The 24,266-nt window shown below is 72.8% G+C and carries 24 protein-coding genes; 2 read left to right on the top strand and 22 right to left on the bottom strand.

Translation table 11 applies throughout. From position 1 onward, the window contains the following. Positions 1-12: 12 nt before the first annotated feature. Both MUN78_RS05440 and MUN78_RS05435 read right to left on the bottom strand, forming a co-directional pair. Positions 13-1,377 carry a putative bifunctional diguanylate cyclase/phosphodiesterase gene (locus MUN78_RS05440; RefSeq protein WP_244729329.1) on the bottom strand — a complete coding sequence of 455 codons (1,365 nt, stop codon included), beginning with the start codon at positions 1,375-1,377 and terminating at the stop codon, positions 13-15. After that, entirely contained in the window at positions 1,374-1,742 is a 369-nt protein-coding gene (locus tag MUN78_RS05435; protein WP_244693515.1) for a twin-arginine translocase TatA/TatE family subunit, read from the bottom strand. Before MUN78_RS05435 ends, MUN78_RS05440 begins: the two co-directional genes overlap by 4 nt. A 153-nt stretch (positions 1,743-1,895) precedes the next feature. On the opposite strand from MUN78_RS05435, the gene MUN78_RS05430 reads away from it, so the two are divergent. After that, entirely contained in the window at positions 1,896-2,528 is a 633-nt protein-coding gene (locus tag MUN78_RS05430; RefSeq protein ID WP_244729328.1) for an O-methyltransferase, read from the top strand. Positions 2,529-2,590: 62 nt separating this feature from the next. Here MUN78_RS05430 and MUN78_RS05425 read toward each other — a convergent pair whose 3' ends face one another. Further along, positions 2,591-2,761, bottom strand: a complete 171-nt coding sequence (locus tag MUN78_RS05425) for a DUF3117 domain-containing protein (RefSeq protein WP_244693513.1) — start codon at positions 2,759-2,761, stop codon at positions 2,591-2,593. A 90-nt stretch (positions 2,762-2,851) separates the two neighbouring features. Next, on the bottom strand, positions 2,852-3,943 hold the full coding sequence (gene dapE / locus MUN78_RS05420; protein WP_244730014.1) for a succinyl-diaminopimelate desuccinylase: 1,092 nt from the start codon (positions 3,941-3,943) through the stop codon (positions 2,852-2,854). Positions 3,944-4,005: 62 nt separating this feature from the next. On the opposite strand from dapE, the gene dapD reads away from it, so the two are divergent. Next, positions 4,006-4,962 carry a 2,3,4,5-tetrahydropyridine-2,6-dicarboxylate N-succinyltransferase gene (gene dapD / locus MUN78_RS05415; protein ID WP_244729326.1) on the top strand — a complete coding sequence of 319 codons (957 nt, stop codon included), beginning with the start codon at positions 4,006-4,008 and terminating at the stop codon, positions 4,960-4,962. 284 nt (positions 4,963-5,246) lie between these two features. Here dapD and MUN78_RS05410 read toward each other — a convergent pair whose 3' ends face one another. The 18 genes from MUN78_RS05410 to MUN78_RS05325 form a co-directional block, all read right to left on the bottom strand. Continuing rightward, positions 5,247-6,221, bottom strand: a complete 975-nt coding sequence (locus MUN78_RS05410; RefSeq protein WP_244729325.1) for a hypothetical protein — start codon at positions 6,219-6,221, stop codon at positions 5,247-5,249. A 445-nt stretch (positions 6,222-6,666) separates the two neighbouring features. Continuing rightward, positions 6,667-7,965 carry a citrate synthase gene (locus MUN78_RS05405; protein WP_244729323.1) on the bottom strand — a complete coding sequence of 433 codons (1,299 nt, stop codon included), beginning with the start codon at positions 7,963-7,965 and terminating at the stop codon, positions 6,667-6,669. Between the two features lie 156 nt (positions 7,966-8,121). Then, complete coding sequence (dapC, locus tag MUN78_RS05400; protein WP_244730013.1) at positions 8,122-9,201, bottom strand: succinyldiaminopimelate transaminase; 1,080 nt, start codon at positions 9,199-9,201, stop codon at positions 8,122-8,124. Positions 9,202-9,239: 38 nt separating this feature from the next. Beyond that, on the bottom strand, positions 9,240-9,560 hold the full coding sequence (gene fdxA, locus MUN78_RS05395; protein ID WP_053353380.1) for a ferredoxin: 321 nt from the start codon (positions 9,558-9,560) through the stop codon (positions 9,240-9,242). Positions 9,561-9,660: 100 nt separating this feature from the next. Then, the gene (locus MUN78_RS05390) at positions 9,661-12,219 is read right to left on the bottom strand and encodes a glycoside hydrolase family 65 protein (RefSeq protein ID WP_244729321.1); all 2,559 of its coding nucleotides are present in this window, start codon (positions 12,217-12,219) and stop codon (positions 9,661-9,663) included. Continuing rightward, positions 12,216-12,965 carry an HAD family hydrolase gene (locus MUN78_RS05385; RefSeq protein ID WP_244729319.1) on the bottom strand — a complete coding sequence of 250 codons (750 nt, stop codon included), beginning with the start codon at positions 12,963-12,965 and terminating at the stop codon, positions 12,216-12,218. The genes MUN78_RS05390 and MUN78_RS05385 overlap by 4 nt, the downstream gene beginning before the upstream one ends. A 106-nt stretch (positions 12,966-13,071) precedes the next feature. After that, entirely contained in the window at positions 13,072-13,617 is a 546-nt protein-coding gene (locus MUN78_RS05380; protein WP_244729317.1) for a prepilin peptidase, read from the bottom strand. 30 nt (positions 13,618-13,647) lie between these two features. Then, positions 13,648-14,550, bottom strand: coding sequence for an acetylglutamate kinase (gene argB, locus MUN78_RS05375; RefSeq protein WP_244729315.1), 903 nt, complete (start codon positions 14,548-14,550; stop codon positions 13,648-13,650). Positions 14,551-14,566: 16 nt separating this feature from the next. After that, complete coding sequence (gene argJ / locus MUN78_RS05370) at positions 14,567-15,724, bottom strand: bifunctional glutamate N-acetyltransferase/amino-acid acetyltransferase ArgJ (protein ID WP_244693505.1); 1,158 nt, start codon at positions 15,722-15,724, stop codon at positions 14,567-14,569. Further along, on the bottom strand, positions 15,721-16,794 hold the full coding sequence (gene argC / locus MUN78_RS05365) for an N-acetyl-gamma-glutamyl-phosphate reductase (protein WP_244693504.1): 1,074 nt from the start codon (positions 16,792-16,794) through the stop codon (positions 15,721-15,723). Before argC ends, argJ begins: the two co-directional genes overlap by 4 nt. 73 nt (positions 16,795-16,867) lie before the next feature. Next, the gene (locus MUN78_RS05360) at positions 16,868-17,644 is read right to left on the bottom strand and encodes an enoyl-CoA hydratase (protein ID WP_244729313.1); all 777 of its coding nucleotides are present in this window, start codon (positions 17,642-17,644) and stop codon (positions 16,868-16,870) included. A gap of 73 nt (positions 17,645-17,717) precedes the next feature. Then, a complete protein-coding gene (gene arfB / locus MUN78_RS05355) occupies positions 17,718-18,140 on the bottom strand; it encodes an alternative ribosome rescue aminoacyl-tRNA hydrolase ArfB (protein WP_244729311.1) in 423 nt (140 codons plus the stop codon). Between the two features lie 99 nt (positions 18,141-18,239). After that, a complete protein-coding gene (locus MUN78_RS05350) occupies positions 18,240-19,364 on the bottom strand; it encodes a bifunctional 2-methylcitrate synthase/citrate synthase (protein ID WP_244729309.1) in 1,125 nt (374 codons plus the stop codon). Between the two features lie 61 nt (positions 19,365-19,425). Then, on the bottom strand, positions 19,426-20,337 hold the full coding sequence (prpB, locus tag MUN78_RS05345) for a methylisocitrate lyase (protein WP_244729307.1): 912 nt from the start codon (positions 20,335-20,337) through the stop codon (positions 19,426-19,428). Next, positions 20,337-21,908 carry an MmgE/PrpD family protein gene (locus MUN78_RS05340; protein WP_244729305.1) on the bottom strand — a complete coding sequence of 524 codons (1,572 nt, stop codon included), beginning with the start codon at positions 21,906-21,908 and terminating at the stop codon, positions 20,337-20,339. The genes prpB and MUN78_RS05340 overlap by 1 nt, the downstream gene beginning before the upstream one ends. Then, a complete protein-coding gene (locus MUN78_RS05335) occupies positions 21,905-22,558 on the bottom strand; it encodes a GntR family transcriptional regulator (RefSeq protein ID WP_244729303.1) in 654 nt (217 codons plus the stop codon). The genes MUN78_RS05340 and MUN78_RS05335 overlap by 4 nt, the downstream gene beginning before the upstream one ends. Positions 22,559-22,668: 110 nt before the next feature. Further along, positions 22,669-23,613 (bottom strand): VOC family protein, encoded by a 945-nt coding sequence (locus MUN78_RS05330; RefSeq protein ID WP_244693497.1) that lies wholly within the window; start codon positions 23,611-23,613, stop codon positions 22,669-22,671. A gap of 238 nt (positions 23,614-23,851) precedes the next feature. After that, a complete protein-coding gene (locus tag MUN78_RS05325) occupies positions 23,852-24,265 on the bottom strand; it encodes a VOC family protein (RefSeq protein WP_244729302.1) in 414 nt (137 codons plus the stop codon). Between the last annotated feature and the right edge of the window lies 1 nt (position 24,266).

The raw sequence follows: 24,266 nt of genomic DNA, 5'->3' as shown, positions 1-24,266 counted from the left end.
GCCGGCTCCGCCTCAGACCGCCGCCAGCTCCTCGACGGGACGCGGCTTGCCGAACAGGTACCCCTGGAAGGCGTCCACCCCGATCCGCCGGAGCTCGGCGAACTGCGCCTCGGTCTCGACCCCCTCGGCCACGACCTGCAGGCCGAGCGTGGTGCCGAGCTCCACGATCGTGCGGGCGATCGCGGCCGCCTGCCGATCCTCCGCGACGGTCGTCACGAAGGAACGATCGATCTTCAGCTGCTGCACCGGGAGCTGATGCAAGTAGCTCAGCGAGGAGTAGCCGGTGCCGAAGTCGTCGAGCGAGGCGAGGATCCCGTCGGCGCGGAGCAGGGTGAGCATGCGGATGGTGCTCTCCAGATCGGACTGCAGCACGCTCTCGGTGAGTTCGAGCTTCAGCCGCTCGGCGGGCACCCCGTGCGTCGAGACGAGCTCTCGCAGCCGCTCCGCGAAGTCCTTGGTCCGCAGCTGGCGCGCGCTCAGGTTCACCGAGAAGGTCACGTCCCGGAACCGCGGATCGCGGCTCCATTCCGCGAGGATGCGGCAGGCCTCCTCGAGCACCCACTCCCCGATCTCCACGATGACGTCGGTCTGCTCGGCGAGCGGGATGAAGCTGTCGGGCGGCACGAGTCCGCGCTCGGGGCTGAGCCAGCGGATGAGCCCCTCCTCACCGATGAGCCTGCGCTCGGCGTCCACGATGGGCTGGGCGTAGAGCCGCAGCTCGCCCGCTCGGATGCCGCGGCGCAGTTCCGAAATGAGGTGGACCCGCTCCTGGGCCTCCTCGAGCATGTAGGGGAGGAACCTCCGCGCCCGCTTCGTGGTCTCGGAGGCCACGATGCGCTTGCGGGCGATGTCCGCGCACTTCATGATCTCGAAGGCGTCGGCCGTCCGCAGATACGCGGCATCGATGAAGCCGGCGGCGTCCGCGCCGTGCGCCGAGCGCGGGAAGGCGGGAAGCGTCCAGATGACGAAGCCGATGCTCGCGGAGAGCTCGATGGGCACGCCGGAGCCGAGATCCGCCTTCCCCGTGAGCGCTGCGCTCACCGCGTCGACGAGCTCGCGGCAGCGCCGCTCGGCGCGGGCGCGATCGGTGCCGAGCGCCCCGGCGAGCACGCCGAAGGTCTCCACGCCGATGCGCCCGAGGCGCACGCCGGGGATGCTGATCGCACGCAGGCGCTCCGCGGCTGCGTCGATGAGGATGTCCCCCGCCTCATATCCGAAGGCGTCGTTGACGGCAGAGAGATCGTCGACGCTCACGCAGATGAAGGCGCCGTACCCTTCGGCCGTGGTGCGGCTCGCCGCCTCCTCGATGGCGCACAGCATCGACCCGCGGTCGGCGAGGCCGTGCACTGCCGGCGACGCGTCCCCGCGGTCGCTCACGTCGCTTCCTCGTCGAAGTTCAGTTCTCCGGGCACGGCGGGTCCGAGCCGTTCCTGCCGCGCCTTCGCGGCTTCGGCGACGCGCTCCTTGCGCGCCGCGGCGCGCGCCTCGCGCTCGTCCTCGACGAGGGCGTCGCGGATGATCCGGCGCGGATCGTACTGACGCGGATCCAGCTGCTTCCAGTCGACCTCGTCGAACTCGGGGCCCATCTCATCGCGCAGCCGATCCTTGGCGCCGTCGGCCATGTGCTTGATGTTGCGCACGAACTCGCCGAGCTTCTTCGCGTACATCGGCAGCTTGTCGGGGCCCAGCACGAACATGGCGATCACCATGATCACCAGTATCTTGTCGATCGTGAGCCCCATTCCCCCCATCGTAGTGGGTGGGGGCCCGGCGCGGACCTCCCGCGACGCCCGAATCGCGGGCTCGTGCGCGTGGGAGGATCCGCCCGTGCGCAGCGCCCCCTACGCTGGGAGGATCCGCGGCGCACGGCCGCGCGGGAGCCCCCGGAGGAGAACGTGAGCAAGCTCGAACGCAACTGGCAGTACGCCGAGCAGTACCCCGGCGAGACGGATGCGCTCGTCCGGGCACGCCGCCTCTCCCTCGAGCTCGGCGTCGAGCCCGTCAGCCGCTCCGTCGCCGCGCAGCTCTCCGCGTTCACGGTGCTCGCGGGAGCGAAGGCCGTCTGCGAGATCGGCACGGGCGTCGGCGTGAGCGGGCTGTCCCTGCTGCGCTATGCGCCCGAGGCGACCCTCACCTCCATCGAGCTCGAAGCCGAGCACCTGCGCGAAGCGAAGGGCGTCTTCGCGCAGGCGGGCATCCCGGCCGCCCGGCTGCGCCTCATCGAGGGCGATGCGAGGCACGTCGTCCCGCGGCTCAACCTCGCGGCGTACGATCTCGTGCTCGTCGACGCGGATCCCGCGCAGCTGCTCGAGCACTTCGAGAACGCGCTCGGCATCGTCCGCCCCGGCGGCTGCATCATCGTCCCCGGAGTGTTCGCGCACGGCAGGGTCCCCGATCCGGCGGCGCGCGACGAGGCGACCATCGCCTGCCGCGACCTCCTCGCCCTCGTGGCGGAGTCCCCGGCGATCGCGCCCATGCTCTCCCCCGCGGGGGACGGCGTGCTCGCGCTCGTGCGGCTCGACGGCTGACGTGCGGACGCACGAAGCCCCGCCGCGCGATGCGGCGGGGCTTCGTGGTCGAGCCGGGCGGATCAGCCGTCGAGCACCGCGGCGAGCACGTCGCGCAGCTCGCCGGCCTCCTCGTCGTTGACCGAGACCACCAGGCGTCCGCCGCCCTCGAGCGGGACGCGGACGACGATCAGGCGGCTCTCGCGCACCGCCTCCATGGGTCCGTCCCCAGTCCTCGGTTTCATTGCAGCCATGACGCCTCCTCGCAAGTTTGGTGGTTCAGTGCCATTTTATCGGGTTCGGCCGCGCCAGGTCGAACGGCGCGACGGCGCATGACGCCGCGATCACCCCGCGGTGGCGAGCCAGGAGCGCAGCGCGTCGGCCGCGGACTCGATCTGCGCGACCGGCACGCGCTCGTCGTCCGCGTGCGCGAGCATCGCGTTCCCCGGCCCGAAGTTCACGGCGGGAATGCCGAGCGCCGAGAAGCGGGAGACGTCCGTCCAGCCGAACTTGGCCGTGGGCACGGCGCCCACGGCGGCGACGAAGCCCTGCGCGAGCGGGGCGTCGAGGCCCGGCCTCGCCCCCGGCGCCAGGTCGACGATCTCCACCTCGTCGGCATCGGCGAAGAACTCGCGCACGACCTCCGCGGCCTCTTCGGCCGTGCGGCTCGGCGCGAAGCGGTAGTTCACCTCGATGTCGCAGCGATCCGGGATGACGTTGCCGGCGACGCCGCCCTCGATGCGCACCGCGTTCAGTCCCTCGCGATACTCGAGGCCGTCGACCACGATGCGCTCGGGTTCGAAGGCGGCGAGACGATCGAGGAGGAGGCCGGCCCGGTGGATGGCGTTGACACCCATCCAGCTGCGCGCGGCGTGCGCGCGGGTGCCCGTGAGCGTGACGCGGGCGCGGAGGGTGCCGTTGCAGCCGCCCTCGATGGTGCCGTTGGAGGGCTCGCCGAGGATCGCGAAGTCCGCCGCGAAGAGCTCGGGGCGGTGACGCATCGCGCGTCCCAGGCCGCTGAGGTCTGAGGCCACCTCCTCGTGGTCGTACCAGATCCAGGTGAGGTCGACGGCGGGGTCGGTGAGCTCCACGGCGAGCGCGAGCTGCACCGCGACGCCCGCCTTCATGTCGACCGTGCCGCGGCCGCGGATGCACGCCTCGCCCGTCTCCGGGTCGATCTCGTCGCGCACCGGCAGGTTGTCGTTGATCGGGACGGTGTCGAGATGCCCGGCGATCGCGACGCGGCGCGCGCGCCCGAGCTCCGTGCGGGCGATGAGGGTGTCTCCGTCGCGCACGACCTGCAGATGGGGGGCGTGCGCGGCGAGCGCGGCCTCCACCGCATCGGCGATCGCGCGCTCGTCGCCGGAGACGGACGGGATGTCGCACAGCGCCCGCGTGAGCGCCACGGGACCGGCGCTCGGGTCGAGGAGGGGCACGGGCTGCGGGGTCGACTCGTCACTCACGGAACCAGCCTAGCGGCACCGATACACTGGCCGTCATGACTGACACCCGCTACGCCTGGTCCGCCGGAATCGCCACGATCGCCGCGAACGGCACCGTTCTCGATGCCTGGTTCCCCGCCCCCGCGCTCGGCAAGCGCCCGGAGGAGCGCGATCCGTGGATCGCGCCGGCGGAGCTCGAGGCGCAGGCGGGCGCCGACGAGGCGCGCGGTGTGGAGCTGCGCCCCGTGAATCTCGAGATCGACCTCGACGCGGCCCCCGCGTCGACGGAGGACGCCTATCTCCGTCTGCACCTGCTGTCGCACTGCCTGGTGCGGCCGAACGCGCTCAACCTGGACGGCGTCTTCGGCAAGCTGCCGAACGTCGCGTGGACGACGGCCGGGCCGATGCTGCCCGAGGAGTACGCGGCGCGGCTGCCGCAGCTCAAGCGGGCGGGGATCACCGCGGTGGGGCTCGACAAGTTCCCGCGCCTCACCGATTACGTCGTGCCCGCGGGCGTGCGCATCGCCGACGCCTCGCGCGTGCGTCTCGGCGCCCATCTCGCGCCGGGCACGACGGTGATGCACGAGGGCTTCGTGAACTTCAACGCCGGGACCCTGGGCGCCTCGATGGTCGAGGGGCGCATCTCGCAGGGCGTCGTCGTGGGCGACGGCTCGGACATCGGCGGCGGTGCGTCCATCATGGGCACCCTCTCCGGCGGCGGCACCCAGCGCATCACGATCGGCGAGCGGGCGCTGCTCGGGGCGAACTCGGGGATCGGCATCTCCCTCGGCGACGACAGCGTCGTCGAGGCAGGCCTGTACGTCACCGCAGGCACGAAGGTCGTGCTGCCGCAGGGCACCGCCGATGCGCCGGGCGAGGCCGTCGAGGTGAAGGCCGTCGAGCTCTCGGGCGTCGCGAAGCTCCTCTTCCGCCGCAACTCGCGCACCGGCGCGGTGGAGGCGCTTCCCCGCGAGGGCGCCGGCATCGTGCTCAACGCCGCGCTCCACGCGTAGCGCCGCCGCGCCCGGGTCGAGGCGCGATCCGGGCGCCCCATTCCCGACCCCGCCCCCGATCCGACCCCGCCCCCGACCCCGAGCTCGAAGCGCTCGCACGTCAGGAAATGTGGGTCGGACGCGCTCCAAGCCGCAACGACTGACGTCCGAGCGGGCCGTCGAGGACGATCCTCGCTCACGGCGGACACGGCGAACACTGCGGACACGGCGGACTCGGCGATCCCGCGTCGCCGAGAACTCGGCGAGCGCTCCGGCGAGTCCGCGCGCAGAGGATCAGCGGGCGCTCACGCGCTCCGCGGATCCCGCCATCCGCGTTCCTCGAGGGCGGCTCGCACCCGCGAGACGAGCTCGCCGGGCCGTCGGCGCAGCGAGCGCGTCACCTCGACAATGTTCCAGCCCGCCGCACGGAGGGCCGCGAGCCGCTCGACGTCGTCCGCGTAACGCCCCTCGTGCTGCTCGCCCTGGTACTCGATCCCGACCCGATATCGCGGATACCGCATGTCGAGACAGCCGAGGAACCGACCGGCGTCGTCGAAGACGTCCCCGTTGAGCTCCGGCTCCGGAAGCCCCGAGCGCACGATCTCGACGCGGACGAGCGATTCCTGGGGCGACCAGGAATCCTCTCGGATCAAGCCGAGCGCCGCGCGCAGCCGCGCGGCTCCGAACCGGCGCCCCTGCGCGAGCGCGTCGGCGAGTTCGGTCATCGCGGCGAGCGGCGGGCGGCCGGCGTCTCGACGGCCGTGCCCGTCGCGGTACTTCCGCACCAGGAAGTCGCCGACGGCCACGAGCTCGGGCACCGAAAGGGTCCCGAGCTGCGCCCAGGCGACCGCCGGAGCGGTCAGGCGCAGTCCGTCGAGCTCGGTCACCGAACACAGACGTGCGGAGAGATTGTGCCCGACCACGCCGTCCGCGCGCGGCGAGCGCCTCGGCAGCAGCACGCTGAGATGCACCGGCGCTCCGGGGCGGTGAGGCACCGGCGCGCCCCACAGGAGCGCGGCGCTTCGATGGCTGAAGAATTGCGTCGGCGTGCTCACGAGGGCGACGGCCCGGATCCGCTCGAGCTCTGCGCGGCGATGACGTTCGAAGCGGCTCGACTGCTCGACCGACGTGATCGGATCGTCGCGCAGCCGCACGCCGCGGCGCGGCGCGATCAGGTCTGCGGCACGCAGCCGGGAAGGCGCGACCCCGCGATCGCGCGCCGACACGGTCGAGAACAGGGCGGGAAGCGATTCGGGAAGCGGCGACCGTGCAGAGGACATGCCTTCAGCATGGGCCGGGAGCCGGCCGACAGGAGGAGTTCTCCACAGCCCCGCAGCGGATCGCCTGCGGATCGGGCGATTCCATGCGGATCGGCCGAGGTGTGAGCGGCATGAACCTGACGCGCCCGCGCAGGCCAGCGCAGACCCGCGCGCGGAACCCGACGCTCGCACGCGGAACCCGCCGCTCGCACGCGGAACCCGCCGCTCGCACGTCAGTAAGTGCGACTTCGGGGCCGCTCAAGCCGCAACGAGTGACGTGCGAAGCACGCGCGCGGCGCGGTCGGCCGGCAGACAGCGGCCGGGAGACAGACAGCGGCCGGCAGACACGGGCCGGCAGTCAGACAGCGGCCGGCAGACACGGGCCGGGAGACAGACAGCGGCCGGCAGACACGGGCCGGCAGTCGGCACAGACCGGCAGCGCGGGCCGGCCGTCAGCGGACCGGGGTCAGCGGTCGAGGTGGCGCTCCGGGGAGCCGATGTAGAGCTGCTGCGGCCGGCCGATCTTCGTCTGACGGTCCTCGCGCGCCTCGCGCCACTGCGCGATCCAGCCGGGCAGGCGCCCGATCGCGAAGAGCACCGTGAACATCCGCGTCGGGAACCCCATGGCCTTGTAGATGACGCCGGTGTAGAAGTCGACGTTCGGGTAGAGCTTGCGCTCCTTGAAGTAGTCGTCCTCGAGGGCGATCTGCTCGAGCTCCTGCGCGAGACCGAGCAGCGGGTCGTTGACGCCGAGCTCCTCGAGCACCCGGCCGGCGCTCTCCTTGACGATGCGGGCGCGCGGATCGTAGTTCTTGTAGACGCGGTGCCCGAAGCCCATGAGCTTCACCCCGTCCTCCTTGCGCTTCACCTTCTCCACGAAGGTGGCCACGCTCTGCCCAGAGTCGCGGATCTGCGCGAGCATGTCGAGCACGGCCTCGTTCGCGCCGCCGTGCAGCGGACCGGAGAGGGCGTTGATGCCCGCGGACACCGAGGAGAACATGTTCGCCCCGGTCGAGCCGACGAGGCGCACGGTCGAGGTCGACGCGTTCTGCTCGTGATCGGCGTGCAGGATCAGGAGCTTGTCGAGCGCATCGACGAGCACGGGATTCATCTCGTACTTCTCGGCCTTGTTGCCGAAGTTCAGCCGCAGGAAGTTCTCGACGAAGTTGAGCTCGTTGTCGGGGTACAGGAAGGCCTGGCCGATCGACTTCTTGTGCGCGTAGGCCGCGAGCACGGGCAGCTTCGCGAGCAGACGGATCGTGTTGACCTCGACGAACTCGGGCACGGTCGTGTCGAGCGAGCTCTCGTAGTAGGTCGACATCGTCTGCAGGCCGCCGGAGAGCACCGCCATGGGGTGCGCGGTGTGCGGCACGGCCTCGAAGTAGTACCGCATGTCCTCGTGGAGGAGGGTGTGCCGCCGGATCTCGTTGGTGAACCCCTCGAGCTGCTCGGGCGTGGGCAGCTCCCCGTAGATGAGCAGGTAGGCGACCTCGATGAAGGTGGACTTCTGCGCGAGCTCCTCGATCGGGTAGCCGCGGTAGCGCAGAATGCCCTCGTCGCCGTCGATGTACGTGATCTCCGACTTCGTCGACGCCGTGTTCACGAAACCGTAGTCGAGCGCCGTGTATCCGGTCTGCTTGGTGAGCGTGCTGACGTCGATCGCGGGGTGCCCGTCCACGGAGTCGAGCAGGGGGAGCTCGGCGCTGCCACCGGGGAACGTCAGCTTCGCCGCCGCCGGGCCCTGGCTCTGAGTCGAATCGGTCACGTCGTCTCCTCGTGAGGTCGAATGCCGGCCGGGCGTCGGGTGTGACGCCGCCGTTCTGTACACCTTAGCGGCTCCCTCGGGAGCCCCCGGACGCCGCCGCATGCGCGGCGCACCCTTCCTAGATTATCTTGACGTCGAACGAAATGTCGATTCGGCTCAGGCCGGGGCGATGCGCTCCGCCGCCGCCGAGATGGCCGCGTCGCTCGCCGTCAGCGCGAGACGCACGTGCTCCGGCGAGTGCGCTCCGTAGAAGTGTCCGGGACCCACCACGATCCCGAGCTCCGCGAACTCGGCGACGCTCTCCCAGGCGTCGCGCCCGCGCGTCGCCCAGAGGTAGAGCCCCGCCTCGCTGCCCTCCACGCGGTATCCGGCGGCTTCGAGCGCCGGCAGGATCGCGGCGCGCCTGGCGCGGTAGCGCTCGCGCTGCTCCGCGACGTGCGACTCGTCGCCGAGCGCCGCGATCATCGCGGCCTGCACGGGGGCCGGCTGCATGAGGCCGGCGTGCTTGCGGACGGTGAGGAGCCGTGCGACGAGCGCGGGATCGCCGGCGACGAACGCCGCGCGGTAGCCCGCGAGGTTCGACTGCTTGCTCAGCGAGTAGGCGCTGAGCACGCCGCGGTGGTCGGGCGCCCCGTCCGTCTCGCCCACGACGCGCGGGTCGAGGATCGAGGGGATCGGCTCCCGATCCCACGGCGACTCCCAGCCGAATTCGGCGTAGCACTCGTCCCCCACGATCACGGCGCCGATCTCGCGCGCCCGGGCGACGGCCGCCGCCAGCGCGGCCACGTCCATCACCCGCCCGTCGGGGTTCGACGGCGAGTTGATCCAGATGAGCTTCGCGTGCGCGGGCCACTCCGAGGGATCGTCGCTCGCGATGGCCTCGGCACCCGCGAGCGCCGCGCCCATCGCGTAGCTCGGGTAGGCGATCCGCGGGAAGACGACGGCCTCGCCCGCGCCGATGCCGAGCAGGAAGGGCAGCAGCGCCACGAGCTCCTTGGAGCCGATCGTGGGCAGCACGGCGTCGGGCGCGATCGTCACGCCGCGCCGTCTGCCGAACCACTCGGCGATGGCCGCGCGGAGTGGCGGGGCGCCCGCGGTGGCGGGGTAGGCGTGAGCGTCGGTCGCCGCGGCGAGCGCCGTGCGCACCGCGGCGGGCGCGGGATCGACGGGCGAGCCGACGGAGAGGTCGAGGGCGCCGCCCGGGTGCTCCGCCGCGCGGGCGGCATAGGGCGCCATCGCGTCCCAGGGGTAGTCGGGCAGCGGCCCGCGCACGGCTACTCCCCCTGCGGCGGGAGCGCCGCGATGATCGGATGGTCGAAGTCGTACGCGCCGGTCTTCGCGGCGCCGCCCGGCGAACCGATCTCGTCGAAGAACTCGACGTTCGCCTTGTAGTAGTCCGCCCACTCCTCTGGCAGATCGTCCTCGTAGTAGATCGCCTCGACCGGGCACACCGGCTCGCAGGCGCCGCAGTCGACGCACTCGTCCGGGTGGATGTAGAGCGAGCGCTCGCCCTCGTAGATGCAGTCGACCGGGCACTCGTCCACGCAGGCGCGATCCTTCACGTCGACGCACGGGAGAGCGATCACATAGGTCACGATTCCTGCCTTCCACTCGGAGCCGGTCGGGCGGTCCCGACCCGCCCATTCTACGCGCAGCGCGCGTCGGCCCCGCGCCGCCCGCCGCGCGCGCCCGCGTTCAGCCGAGGGGCGCGCGGGTGGGGATCGAGGTGGTGACGACCGGCACCTCCCCGTAGGCCAGCGGGATGGCCCCGGTGTCGCCCTCCCGCGGCAGGATGCCTGCGGAGAGCCCCGAGAACGGCCCGAGCTCGGGCCCCTGGTCGGCGAGCGGCACCTCGACGGGCCGACCGGCGCGCACCTCGACGGCTTCGCCGCGCACGCTGAGCGCCACGGGCTCCTCCCCCTCCTCCAGCGCGAAGCGGATGCGCTGCGGTTCGAGGGTCACGAGCAGTCGCTGCCCGCGCCAGGCGAGCGGGAACTCCAGGCGACCCCAGTGCGCGGGGAGCCGGGGGTCGAAGCTGAGCCGCCTGCCCGCGTCGCGCATCCCCGCGAAGCCCTGGACGAGGGTCATCCACACCCCGCCGGCCGAGGCGATGTGCACGCCGTCGGACGAGTTGCGGTGCAGGTCGTCGAGGTCGACGCGCAGCGCGTGGTCGAAGTAGCGGTAGGCGAGCTCGCGGTAGCCGACCTCCGCGGCGACGATGGACTGCACGACGGCCGAGAGCGTGGAGTCCCCCGTGGTGAGGGCGTCGTAGTACTCGAAGTCCCGGCGCTTCGCCTCGCGGCCGAACTCGTCGCTCGCGAGCAGCAGCGCGAGCACCACGTCCGCCTGCTTGAGCACCTGGAAGCGGTAGATGACGAGGGGGTGGAAGTGCAGCAGCAGCGGCTTCTGCTCGGGCGGGGTCGCCGCGAGATCCCACACCTCCCGCTCAAGGAAGTGGGCGTCCTGCGGATGGATCCCGAGCTCCTCGGAGAATGGGATGCTCATGCCGTCGGCGGCGGCCTCCCACGCATCGGCCTCGTCCGGCCGCAGTCCGACGCGGGCGACGAGCTCGGCGTGGGCCCCGGGGGCCTCGCGTTCGAGCCGCCGCACCACCTCCACCGCGAAGCGCAGGTTGAAGCGCGCCATGACGTTGGTGAAGAGGTTGTCGTTCACGACCGTCGTGTACTCATCCGGGCCGGTCACGCCGTGGATGTGGAAGCGGCGCTCGCCGTCGGCGTCGGTGTTCCAGAACCCGAGGCTGGCCCAGAGCCTCGCGGTCTCGACCGGGATGTCGCAGGCGCCCTGGACGAGGAAGGCGAGGTCCCCGGTCGCCCCGACGTAGCGGGCGAGGGCGTAGCTGATGTCGGCGTTGATGTGGTACGCGGCCGTGCCCGCGGCGTAGTAGGCGCTCGCCTCCTCGCCGTTGATCGTGCGCCAGGGGAAGAGCGCCCCGTCCTCGCTCAGCGTGGCCGCGCGCAGGCGCGCCTTCGGGAGCATGCCCTCCCGCGCGCGGAGCGCGTTGCGCGCCCAGAACGGCGAGGTGTAGGTGAGGAAGGGGAGCACGTAGATCTCGGAGTCCCAGAAGTAGTGCCCGCTGTAGCCCGAACCGGTGACGCCTTTCGCGGGGATGCCGCGGCCGTCGGCGCGCGCCGAGGCCTGCGCCAGTTGGAAGAGCGCCCAGCGGATCGCCTGCTGCACGCCGGCCTCGGCCTCGACGCGGACGTCGCTGCGCTCCCAGAACGCGTCGAGGAAGCGCCGCTGCGCCGTCCACCGCGCCTCCGCGGGCTCGGCTGCGACGGACTCGAGCGTGTGCACGCAGCGATCGATGACCTCGCTGAGCCCGGCGGTCGCCGAGGAGTGGTAGGCGACCGTCTTGCGCAGCCGCACGGTGCGCCCGCGCGCGGCGACGCCCTGGAACATGTGGCGCACGCGGTCCGGCGAGGTCTCCACGCGGCGGCGCCAGCCGTCCCCGCCGTCGAAGTCGTGGTCGACGCCGACGCCGAGCCCCCAGCCCGAGTCGTGGACCCGGTAGCTGAGCACGCTGCGCGCGCCGTCGTGGAGCGTCGGTCCGGGATCGAGGATCCGCTCCGTGAGCTGCTCGCTCTTACGGGGGTCCGCGGCGCCGGTGAGTCCGGGGCCCTGATCGGCGCCGGGCGTCTCCGTGTGCACCCGGCCGAGGTCCTGCCGATTGACGACGAGGCTGCTGAGGGTGAGCTCCGCGTCGGCGTCGAGCACGGTCACCGCCATCTCCAGGGTCGCGAGGTGGCGCGATGCGAAGGAGACCATGCGGCGGGTCTCCACGCGCACCCGCTTGCCGGTCGGCGTCAACCACAGCAGCGTGCGCTCGAGGGTGCCGGCGCGCAGATCGAGCGTGCGGCGCACCTCCGAGATGTCGGAGGAGGCGAGGTTCAGCCGCTCGTCGTCGACGTAGATCCTGACGGTCTTCGCGTCGGGGACGTTCACGATCGTCTGCCCGTGCTCGGCGAGCCCGTAGGCGCCCTCCGCGTGGTGGATCGGCCAGGTCTCGTGCACGCCGTTCACGAAAGTGCCGTGGCTGCCGAGGGGCAGCCCCTCCTCGTGGTTGCCGCGCATGCCGAGGTAGCCGTTGCCGAGGGAGAAGAGCGTTTCGTCCTGTCCCGCGAGCGCGGGATCGATGCCGTCGACGACGAGCCGCCAGGGGTCCTCCCCGAACTCGCGCCGGCTCTCGGTCTCCGGCTCGGCGCCGGCGGCACCCGCGCGGTCGAACGGCGTCACGGCAGCATCTCCTCGAGATCGTCGACGACGGTGTCGGCGCCCGCGGCGATGAGGGCGGCGCGCCCGGCGCCGCGATCCACCCCGACGACGAGGCCGAAGCCGCCGGCGCGGGCGGCGGCCGTGCCGGATTCCGCGTCCTCGAACACGGCGGCGCGCGCGGGCGGGGAGCCGAGCGCGGCGGCCGCGCGCAGGAAGGTGTCGGGTGCGGGCTTCCCCGGGAGCCCCTCGCGTTCCGCCGTGACGCCGTCGACGACCACCGTGAAGCGCTCCTCGAGCCCCGCGGCGCGCAGCACCGGCAGGGCGTTGCGCGAGGACGAGACGAGGCCGAGCGGCACGCCGAGCTCCGCGAGCCGGTCGAGCAGGCGGAGCGAACCCGGGTACGGGGCGATGCCGTCGCGGGAGAGCACGCGGGTGAACGCCGCGTTCTTGCGGTTGCCGATCCCGATCACGCTCGTGAGGCCGTGATCGTCCGCGGCGCCCTCGGGCAGCGAGACGCCGCGCGACTCGAGCAGGCTCCGCACGCCGGCGAAGCGGCTGCGACCGTCGAGGGACGCGAAGTACTCCTCCTCGCGGTAGGGCGGGAGCGCGAGTCCCGCGAAGAGCTCGTCGAACGTCTCCGCCCAGGCCCGGCGATGCAGCTCGACGGTGGGCGTGATGACGCCGTCGAGGTCGAAGAGCACGACGTCGACGTCCGTCCAGGCGGGGGCGGTCAGGGGGTGCTGGGGTCGCGGTTCTGCAGTCGGCACACGCCCAGCGTAACGAGCGAAGATGCACGGAGACCACCCCGTCGTGTGACGGCTTCGTGACGGTGCCGCGGACGGGGATACGGACGGGGGCGGGCTGCGCGCCGGCTCAGCCGCGCCCGCCGAGCAGGGCGAAGGCGAGCGCGATCCAGCTGCCGAGGAGCAGGCAGGGGGCGAAGGGGATCGTGGCGGAGCGGCGCCCGCGCAGGATCCCGGGCAGCGCCCACACCGCCGCGATCCCGCAGCCGAGCGCGAAACCGGCCCCGAGCGCCGGCCAGCCGCCGAAGTGCCCGAGCACCGCGCCGACGAGCGCCGCGAGCTTCACGTCGCCGCCGCCGATCGGGCCCGAGCCGCCGATCGTGCCCGAGCCGCCGCCGAGCAGCGCGGCTGCGAGCAGCGCGGCGAAGCCCGCGGCCGCGCCGCCGAGCGTCCGGCCGAGCACGGCGGCGCCCCACGCCGCGAAGGAGCGCTCCGGCTCCCCCGACCACGCGCCGGCGGCGACGGCCGCCGCGAGCAGGAGCAGCACCGCGGCGAGCGCGGGCAGCAGGATGCGGTCGGGGATCCGCCGTGCGCGGACGTCCGCGACGGCGAGCGCGGCCCCCGCAGCCGCGTACAGGCCGAGCGCGGCGCCCTGGAGGATCCCGACCCCCGTCATCGCGCGCCCGCCGGCCCGGTTCCCCGACCCCTAGGGGGTGACCTCGGTGCCGATCCCGCGCTCGGTGAAGATCTCCAGCAGCACCGAGTGGGGCTCGCGGCCGTCGATGATCGCCGCCTTCGAGACCCCGCCGCGCACGGCGTCGAGGCAGGCGCGCATCTTCGGGATCATGCCGGACTCGAGGCTCGGCAGCAGCTCCTCGAGCTCCGTCGCCGTGATCGAGGAGACCAGGGACTCCCGATCCGGCCAGTCCGCGTAGAGCCCGGCGACGTCCGTGAGGATCACGAGCTTCTCGGCGCCGAGGGCGGCCGCCAGCGCGGCCGCGGCGGCGTCGGCGTTCACGTTGAGCGAGTCCCCCGGGCGATCCATGTCGGGGGCGATCGAGGAGACCACGGGGATGAGCCCGGCGTCCAGCAGCGCCAGCACCGGCTGCACCCGCACGTCGACGACGTCCCCGACGAGGCCGAGATCCACGAGCTCGCCGTCGACCTCCAGCGGGGGCCGTCGCCGTCCGACGAACAGCCCCGCGTCCTCGCCCGTGGTGCCGGCGGCGAGGGGGCCGTGCGCGTTGATCTCGTCGACGAGCTCGGGATTCACCTTGCCGGTGAGCACCATGCGCACGACGTCCATGGTCTCCGGCGTGGTGACGCGGTAGCCGCCGCGGAAGGCGCTCTCGATGCCGAGCCGCGCGAGCATCGCGTTGATCTGCGGTCCGCCGCCGTGCACGACGACGGGCCGGATGCCCGTGTGCCTGAGGTACACGATGTCCTCCGCGAAGGCGCGCAGCAGCGCCTCGTCGACCATCGCGTTGCCGCCGAACTTGATGACCATCACCGCGTCGCGGAACTTCTTCAGCCACGGCAGCGACTCGATGAGGACCTCGGCCTTCGCGGCCGCGCGCTCGTGGTCGAGCGCGGTGGTCGTGTTCGTCATGGCGTCCCGTCTCCCGTCAGCTCGAGTAGGCGCTGTTCTCGTGCACGTAGTCGTGCGTGAGATCGTTCGTGCGGATCGTGGCGGTCGCCTCGCCCGCGAAGAGGTCGATCTCGACGTGCGTGCGCCGGGGCGCGAGATCGCACTCCTCGACCGGGCGGTCGGGGGCGCCGGCGTGGCAGAGCCGCACGCCGTTGAAGGCGACGTCGACGGCGTAGGGGTCGAACTCCGCGCTCGTCGTGCCGATCGCGGCGAGCACCCGCCCCCAGTTGGGGTCGTTGCCGAAGATGGCGGCCTTGAAGAGGTTGTTGCGGGCGACGGATCGGCCCACCTCGACGGCCTCCGCCGTGCTGCGCGCGCCCCGCACCTCGATGTCGATATCGTGGCTCGCGCCCTCGGCGTCGGCCTGCAGCTTGCCTGCCAGCTCGTCGCACACCTCCGCGAGGGCCGCCGCGAACGCGGCCTCCTCGGGCGCGACGCCGGAGGCGCCGCTCGCGAGGAGCGTCACCTGGTCGTTCGTCGACATGCAGCCGTCGGAGTCGAGCCGGTCGAAACTCGCCCCGGTCGCGCCCCGCAGTGCGCGGTCGAGGGCCGCGTCGCTCAGCACCGCGTCCGTCGTGATGACCACGAGCATCGTGGCGAGTCCGGGGGCGAGCATCCCCGCCCCCTTCGCCATCGCGCCGATCGTCCAGCCGTCGCCGCGGCGCACCGCGGTCTTCTCGACGGAGTCGGTGGTGAGGATCGCGGCGGGCGCGGTGACGTCCTCGGCGGAGAGCGCGGCGGCGAGCGCGGGGACGTTGCCGACGATCTTGTCGCGGAACGCCTGATCCCCGGTGCCGATCAGCCCGGTGGAGCACACGAGGATCCGCTCGGCGTCCGGCTCCCCGATCGCCGCGGCGACCGCCTCGGCGGTGAGCCGGCTCGTGTCGTAGCCGAAGTCTCCGGTGAAGCAGTTCGCACCGCCGGAGTTCAGCACCACGGCTCGGGCGGTCCCCTGCGCGACGACGCGACGGCTCCACAGGATCGGGTTCGCCTGCGCGCGGTTGCTCGTGAAGACGACGGCGCTCGCCGGGGCCGGACCGTCGTTGACGACGAGCGCGAGGTCGGGCTTGCCGGTGCTCTTGAGCCCGACGGCGATGCCGGCCGAGCGGAAGCCCTGCGGGATGGTGACGGTCACGGTGCGACTCCATTCGTGGTGAGCCCGGTCGATTCCGGGAGGCCGAGGGCGATGTTCGCGGACTGGATCGCGGCTCCGGCGGTGCCCTTGGCGAGGTTGTCGAGGGCGGCGACCACGACGACGCGGCCGGCCGCCTCGTCGACGGCGAGCCCCATGAGGCAGGTGTTCGCTCCGAGGGTGTCGGCGGTGCGCGGGAAGGTCCCCTCCGGGAGGAGCTGGACGAAGCGCTCCTCGCCGTACGCGGCCTCCCACGCGGCGCGCACCTCGGCCGCGCTCGTCCCAGGGACGAGCCGGGCGGAGGAGGTCGCGAGGATCCCGCGACTCATCGGCACGAGCACGGGCGTGAAGCTGATCCGCGGGTCCGCGGCCCCCGCGCCGCGGAGCGCCTGCTGGATCTCGGGGATGTGGCGATGGCCGCCGCCGACCGCGTACGGGTTCGCGGAGCCCATGAGCTCCGCGCCGAGGAGATGGGTCTTCGCCGCCTTGCCGGCGCCGGAGGGTCCGACGGCGAGCACCGAGACGAGGTCGTCGGACTCGATGACCCCGGCGGCCACGCCCGGGGCGAGGGAGAGCGCCACGGTCGAGGCGTTGCATCCGGGCGCGGCGATGCGCGTCGCACCGACGAGCTCCTCGCGCTGCTTGCGCCCGCCGGCTCCGACGCCGGCAGCGCTGCCGGCGCCGACGAGCAGCTCGGGCACGCCGTAGCTCCAGGGCTCGTGGTGCTCCCCGCCGTAGAACGCGGCCCAGTCGGCCGCGCTCGCGAGCCGGTGATCGGCGCCGCAGTCGACGGCGAGGCGCACGTCGCGCAGCTCGGCGGTGAGCGCGCCCGAGGCGCCGTGGGGCAGGGCGAAGAACACCGCGTCGTGGCCGTCGAGCACTTCGGGCGTCGTCTCCTGCAGCGTCAGGTGGCCGAGTCCGCGCAGGTGGGGCTGCGCGGCGACGAGGGGCTGCCCGGCGCTCGAGTGCCCCGTGACGGTGCGGATCTCGAACTCGGGGTGGGCCGCGAGCAGGCGCAGCAGTTCACCGCCCGCGTATCCGCTGGCTCCGGCCACGGCTACCGAATAGCTCATCGACTTCCCTCCGTCAGACGCACGAATGCCTCCTATTCTGGCACTCCGGACGGGCCCCGCCTGACGCGCGCCCTCAGCGGTGGCGGAACTCGGGTGCGCGCTTCTCGGCGAAGGCGCGCATCCCCTCCTTCTGATCCTCCGTGGCGAAGGCGGCGGCGAAGGCCTGGCGTTCGAAGCGCAGCCCCTCCGCGAGCGGCATCTCCTGCGCGGCCTGCAGCGCGTCCTTCGCCGCGATGACGGCGGGCAGGGACTTCGAGGCGATGGTCTCGGCGAGCGCGGCGGCCTCCGCGAGGAGCTCGTCCGCCGGCACGATCCGGGAGACGAGACCGGCGCGCTCGGCCTCCTCGGCGCCCATCATGCGGCCGGTGAGGATCATCTCGGCGGCCTTGTACTTGCCGATGGCGCGCGGCAGCCGCTGCGATCCCCCGAAGCCGGGCAGGATGCCGAGGGTGATCTCCGGCTGGCCGAACTTCGCCGTGTCGGCGGCGAGGATGATGTCGCACATCATCGCGAGTTCGCATCCGCCGCCGAGGGCGAAGCCCGACACGGCGGCGATGATCGGGGTGCGCAGGCGCTCGAATCCGACCCATCCCGGGAAGGGCCCGCCGAGAAGCATCTCGGCGTAGCCGTGCTCGGCCATCTCCTTGATGTCCGCGCCCGCGGCGAAGGCCTTCGCCGATCCGGTGATCACGATTGCGCCGATCCCCGGGTCGGCGTCGAATCCCGTCGCCGCGTCGATGAGCTCGCGCACGAGCGCGCCGTTGAGCGCGTTGAGGGCCTCGGGCCGGTTGAGCGTGATCGTCGCGACGCGTCCGCGCGTCTCGGCGATGATGCAGGTGTATGCGTCCATCGGGTAGTCCTTCCTCGTGCGGCGCCGCCCCGGGCGCCCCTCCCTACGCTACCCGGCGCGCGGTGCCCGAGGCCTACTCGCCGGGCGGCCGGCGTCGCAACCGCTTCGTGTCCGAGCGCCGCGCCTTCGCCTCCAGTCGGCGTCGCACTGCGCCCCGGCCGGGCCGCGTCGCGCGTCGCGGAGCGGCGTCGGGGGCGAGCCCCTCCCGCACGAGCGCCGCGAGCCGGGCGCGCGCCGCCTCGCGGTTGCGCAGCTGCGAACGGCGCTCGGAGGCGGCGACCGTGAGCGTGCCCGCCGCGAGCCGGGGCGCCAGGCGCGCGAGGAGTCGGGCGCGCTGGGCCTCGCTCAGCGCCCCCGAGGCGGCGACGTCCCAGCTCAGCTCGACGCGGCTGTCCGAGGTGTTCACGTGCTGCCCGCCCGGCCCCGAGGCGCGGGAGAAGCGCCACGACAGTTCGGCGCCGGGGATGCGCAGGGCGCGCGTCACCTCGAGATCCATGCTCCCAGCATCTCACGCCGACGTTCTGACGCACCCTGGCGGCGCGGGCCACTGCGGCTCCGCGGGGCGGGCCGACGCACCTCACGGCATGTGCCGCATTCAGCCCTGCGGCACGTGCCGCTCCTCGGGGCCGTCGTACGCCGAGAGGGGCCTGATGAGCGCGTTCGCGGCCGCCTGCTCCATGATGTGGGCCGTCCACCCCGTCACCCGCGCGGCGACGAAGAGGGGCGTGAAGATCTCCGTGTCGAAGCCGAGCAGGCGGTACGCCGGTCCCGAGGGGTAGTCGAGGTTCGGATAGATGCCCTTACGCGCGACGAACTCGCGCTCCAGGGTCTCGTACAACTCCGCGAGCCCGGTGTCCCCAGACTCCTCGAGCAGCACCTCGAGGGCCGCGCGCATGGTCGGCACGCGCGAGTCGCCGCGCTTGTACACCCGGTGCCCGAAGCCCATGATCTTCCGCTTCTCGGCGAGCGCCCGGTCGAGCCACGGCCCCACCCGCTCGGCGCTGCCGATCTCGTCGAAGAGGTGCATGACGGCCTCGTTGGCGCCGCCGTGGAGGGGGCCCTTGAGCGCGCCGATGGCGCCGACGACGGCGGAGTAGAGATCGGCCGTCGTCGAGGCGATGACCCGGGCGGTGAAGGTCGACGCGTTGAAGGAGTGCTCGGCGTAGAGCACCATCGACACGCGGAACACGTCGACGGCGGCCGCCGAGGGCAACTCCCCGAAGGTCATCCACAGGAAATTGCTCGCGTAGTCGAGGTCGTCGCGCGGCGGGATCGGGGCGAGGCCGCGACGGCGGCGCTGCACGGCCGCGACGACGGTGGGCAGCTGCGCGAAGAGGTACCGGGCGCGCGCGAGGTCGAGTTCGGGGTCGGTCCAGGCGCCCGGCCCGTGCAGCGTGTCGTCGCAGGCGCCGAGCTGACTCACGACGGTGCGCACGACGTCCATCGGATGCGCGGTGCCGGGGAGCGTGTCGAGCAGCGCGAGCGTGCGCGGGTCGAGCGGCCGGAGCGCGCGCTCCTCCCGCTCGAACGCCGCGAGTTCGTCGGCCGTCGGCAGTTCCCCGTGCCACAGCAGCAGCGTCACCGCTTCGAACGGCTGCGTGGCGGCGAGCTCCTGCACCGGGTAGCCCCGGTAGAGCAGACTGTTCGTCTCGGGGTTCACCTTGGACACCGCGGTCGTGTCGACGACGACGCCCGCGAGGCCCTTGTGGATGTCGGTCATGATTCCTCCTCGAATCGTGGGGTCGGATGCGGCGCGGCGCCCGCTCGCGGGGCGACGGCGCTCAGCGCCGCACCTCGAAGTTGAAGACGCCGGAGTCGAAGCGGTTGTAGGACTCGTAGTCGACGAGGTCGTAGAGCTCCGCGCGGTGCTGCATCTCGTCGAGCTTGCCCGCGAGGTGCCCCTCGGCGTGCAGCTCGTCGAGCGCCCGATCGGTCGCCCCCATCGCGATCCGGAGCATCGACACCGGCCAGATCACGATGTTCATGCCGATGTCGGCGAGCTGTTCCGTCGAGAACAGCTCGCTCTTGCCGAACTCGGTCATGTTCGCGAGCAGCGGCACGTCGACGGCCTCCCGCATCGCCGCGAACTCCTCGAGGGTGCGCATGGCCTCGGGGAAGATCGCGTCCGCGCCCGCGTCGACGAGCGCACGGGCGCGATCGACGGCGAGGCGCAGCCCGCCCGGCCCGGGCTCGGTGGCGCGGATGTCGGTGCGGGCCATGATGAGGAAGTCGGGATCCCGACGCGCCTCGACCGCGGCCCGGATCCGCTTGAGGGCCGTATCCTCGTCCACGACGCTCTTGCCGTCGAGATGGCCGCAGCGCTTCGGGTTGATCTGATCCTCGATGTGGGCACCGGCGATGCCGGCGTTCTCGAGCGTCTGGATGGTGCGCGCCACGTTCATCGGCTCGCCGAAGCCCGTGTCGGCATCGATGATCGCCGGCAGCTCGGTCATGCGCGCGATCTGTTCCCCGCGACCGGCGACCTCCGTGAGCGTGGTGAGCCCGATGTCGGGGAGTCCGAGGTCCGCCGCGAGCACGGCGCCCGAGATGTAGACGCCGTCGAAGCCCTTGCGCTCGATGAGGCGCGCCGAGAGCGGGTTGAACGCGCCGGGGAACCGCAGCAGCTCACCGCTCGCGAGTCGTTCGCGGAGCGCCCGGCGCTTCGCCTGGGGGGTGGTCGTGCCGTACAGCATCAGAACAGCCCTCCCTGCGCCTCGGGGTGCGCGGCGACGCCGCGCTCGAGGACGCCGGGGGCGGCGACGAGGTTCAGTCCCCGCACCTCCGCAGCGGTGAGCTCCGGCAGGCGCTGCACGAGGGCGAGGAAGCGCTCGATTTCGGCGGGCGCGAGGACGGGCTCGGCGAGAAGCCGGAACTTGCGCACGTAGTCGGCGCGCGCGAAGGGACGTGCCCCGAGCGGGTGCGCGTCGGCGACGGCGATCTCCTCCTCGATCCGCCCGCCGCCGGCGAGCAGGATCTCGACGCGCCCGCCGAACGCCTTCTCCGCGGGGTCCTCGGAGTGGTAGCGACGGGTCCACTCGGCGTCCTCCGCCGTGACCACCTTCTGCCAGAGGGCGACGGTGTCCGCCCGGGCGGCGCGCTCCGGCGCGTAGGAGTCGACGTGGTGCCAGCCGCCGTCCTGCAGCGCGACCGCGAAGATGTACGGGATCGAATGGTCGAGCGTCTCGCGCGAGGCCGCGGGGTCGTACTTCTGCGGATCGTTCGCGCCCGAGCCGATCACGACGTGCGTGTGATGGCTCGTGTGCAGCACGATCCGTTCGATGTTCGCCGGATCGCGCAGCTCCGGCCGCTGCGCGCCGAGCCGGCGGGCGAGGTCGATCCACGCCTGTGCCTGGTACTCCGCCGAGTGCTCCTTCGTGTAGCTGTCGAGGATGGCGCGCTTGGGCTCGCCCGGGGCGGGGAGCGGCACCTCGTAGGCGGCGTCCGGCCCGTCGAGCATCCAGGCGATCACGCCGTCCTCGCCCTCGTAGATCGGCGCGGGCGCGGTCTGTCCGCGCATCGCCCGGTCGACGGCCTCGACGGCCATCTTGCCGGCGAACGCGGGGGCGTGCGCCTTCCACGTCGAGATCTCGCCCTTGCGGCTCTGGCGGGTCGCCGTCGTCGTGTGCAGGGCCTGCGCGACGGCCTGCGCGATCACGGGGGCGTCGAGGCCGAGCAGCGTGCCGATGCCGGCCGCGGCCGACGGGCCGAGATGCGCGACGTGGTCGATCTTGTGCCGGTGCAGGCAGATCGCGCGCACGAGATCCATCTGGATCTCGTAGCCGGTCGCGATGGCCCGCACGAGGGCCGCACCGTCTGCGCCGACGTGCTGGGCGACCGCGAGGATCGGCGGGATGTTGTCTCCCGGGTGCGAGTACTCGGCGGCGAGGAAGGTGTCGTGGTAGTCGAGCTCCCGTACCGCCACGCCGTTCGCCCACGCCGCCCATTCGGGGCTCGTGAGCGACGCCGAACCGTCCGCGCCGTCCGAACCGTCCGCACCGTCGAGCCCGAAGAGCGTCGACCCGGCGCCGCCGCGGGACACCGGGTGCGCGAGCGCCTGCGCGCGCGCCGCGACGATGGGCGCGCGGTTCAGGGACGCCGCGGCGACGGCCGCGTTGTCGATGACGCGGTTGACGATCATGTCGACGACGGCGGGCTCGACCGCGACCGGGTCGGCCGCGACCTCCGCGATCTTCACGGCGAGCTGCTCCGCCGCGGGGAGCGGCTCCTCGCTGCGGTAGACGCGGACGTGGTGGGTGAGGGTCATGGACGGCCTTCCTCTCGGGGCTCGGCGATGGCGCCGAGGATCGCGGTGAGCGCGCGATGCAGGTGGACATGGGTGGCGTGGGCGGCGAGCTCGGCGTCGCCGGCGGCGATGGCCTCGGCGATGAGCGCATGCTCCGCGACGGAGGCCTCGAGCCGCGCCGCGTCGTCGCGCGCGAGCCTCCTCGCCCGGACGAGGTGCCTCCGGACCGGCCGGAGCGCCGCCGTGAGGTAGTCGTTGTCCACGGCGGCGTCGATCGCCGCGTCGAAGCGGGCGATGAGGGCGTAGTACGCGTCGGCGTCCTCCGATCCCGCGGCCGGGCGGGCCTCGGCGAAGGCCACGGCGAGTTCGGCGAAGGCGCCGCGATCGCCGCGCTCGGCCGCGAGGCGCGCCGCGGTCTCCTCGAGCGCGCGCCGGGTCTCGAAGAGGGCGCGGACGTCGCGCGCGTCGAGGTCGGCGACGACGACCACGCGCGGCGAGACCTGCCGCAGCAGCCCATCGGCGACGAGCCGGCCGATCGCCTCCCGCATCGGGGTGCGGCTCACTCCGATGCGCAGTGCCTGCTCCACCTCGCCGACGACCGCGCCCGGAGCCAGCGCCCCGTTCTGGATCTCGGCGAGCAGTTGCGCGTGCGCCCGATCGCTGGCTCGCATGACTCCCCCTCCGACCCGTTCAGCGTATACATAGTTGACCAATTCACGCAAGTGAAGCTGAGTCAAGGGAATTTACGTATACATTCACGAGTTCGCGGGAAGGTCCCGCGTCAGAACTCGGCGATCACGATCTTGTGCATCCGCATCATCCGCTCATAGGCGCCGGGCCGCTCCATGAGCTCGCCCATGTTCTCGGGCACGATCTGCCAGCTCACGCCGAAGCGGTCCGCGAGCCAGCCGCACTGCTCCGCCTCCGGCACCGCGGAGAGGCGATCCCACAGCAGGTCGATCTCCGCCTGGTCCGCGCAGCGCACCTCGAGGGAGACCCCGCAGCTGAACGTGGTGTCCTGCGCGACGCCCGAGTCCATCGCGGCGAACCACTGCTCCCCGATGCGGAAGTCGGCGAACATCAGCGCTTCAGCGGTCGCCGGACCCGTCTGCGCGCCGTAGGGGAAGCGCGATCCCGCGGCCGCGTCGGGGAACGTCGAGACGTAGTGGTCGATCGCCTCCGCGGCCCGGTTCTGCACGGGGCCCGCGAACATGAACGCCGGGATGAGGAACGGTCGAGGATCCCCGGCCGGATCCGTGAGCATGAGCTGCCAGCTCACCCCGAAGCGGTCCTCCACCCAGCCGTAGCGCCGGCTGAAGGGGTATTCCTGGAGCGGCATGAGCACGCGTCCGCCGTCCGAGAGCGCCCGCCAGACCGCGTCGAGACCCTCGCGGGCGGCCGCCTCCGCCGCGGCGGGGCCGTCGGCGTCGGGGAAGTCCGACGGATCGAAGTTCAGGATGAACGACAGCGAGGAGTTCGGCGAGAACTCGTCGCCGGCGTTGATGAGCGTCAGCCGGGTCGCCGCCGCGTCGGGATTCGGCGACGGGATGGTGACTGCGACCGTGAGCGGCGCCCCGGCGAAATCGAGCTGGAAGTCGAGCAGCCCGGTCTCCGGGTAGCGCGACTCGACCTCGGTCGTGGCGCCGGGGAACGCGGCCGCGTAGGCGGCCCCGACCTCCTCGGCGTTCCTGTTGCACCAGATGTTCGGCACGATCTTCTGCGACATGGGGAGCCTCCTCGAACTCGCACGGTCCTCCCAGTATCACCCCGCGTCGTCCGGGCGGCCCGATTCCCCGGGAATCCCGCAGGAATCACGAGAACGGGGCTCAGCTCGGAGCATGCCCCCCGTTCGCGTCATCCGCGGCCGGGCGGCACGCGGGGCGGGAGCGCGCGGGCGGGAGCACGCGGCCGGGGGGCGCGCGGGGCGGCACGCAGGGCGGGAACGCGCGGGGCGCCCTCGGGGCTCAGGCGGCGGGATCGTCCTCCGAGCCGATCAGCCAGCGCACGCCGTAGCGGTCGACGAGCTGCCCGTCGATCGCGCCCCAGGGGCGCCGGACGAACGGCTCGATGATCCGCCCCTCGGCCGCGAGCGCGGCGAAGCAGCGCGCGAGCTCGGCGACGGGGGCGGTGCCGAGGAGCGAGAGGAACATGCCGCCCATGTGGACGGCGTCGTCGTCGGACCCCGCGTCGGCGCCGGCGAGCGCCACCGGTCCGGTGAGCACGCCGTGCGCGATGGCGTCGCCCGGACCGTCCGTGCGCCCGAAGGCGGCGTAGTCGTGCAGCTCGAGCTCGCCGCCGAAGACGTCGCGGTAGTACGCGAGCGCTTCGGCGGCGTTGCCGGGGAACAGCAGGTAGACCCCGGGCGCTCCCGCGCTCATG

It is taken from the genome of Leucobacter allii (genome assembly GCF_022919155.1).
Taxonomy (GTDB): Bacteria; Actinomycetota; Actinomycetes; order Actinomycetales; family Microbacteriaceae; genus Leucobacter; species Leucobacter allii.
The sequence above is the reverse complement of the archived record's forward strand: the minus strand, read 5'-3'. Positions and strand labels throughout refer to the sequence as shown.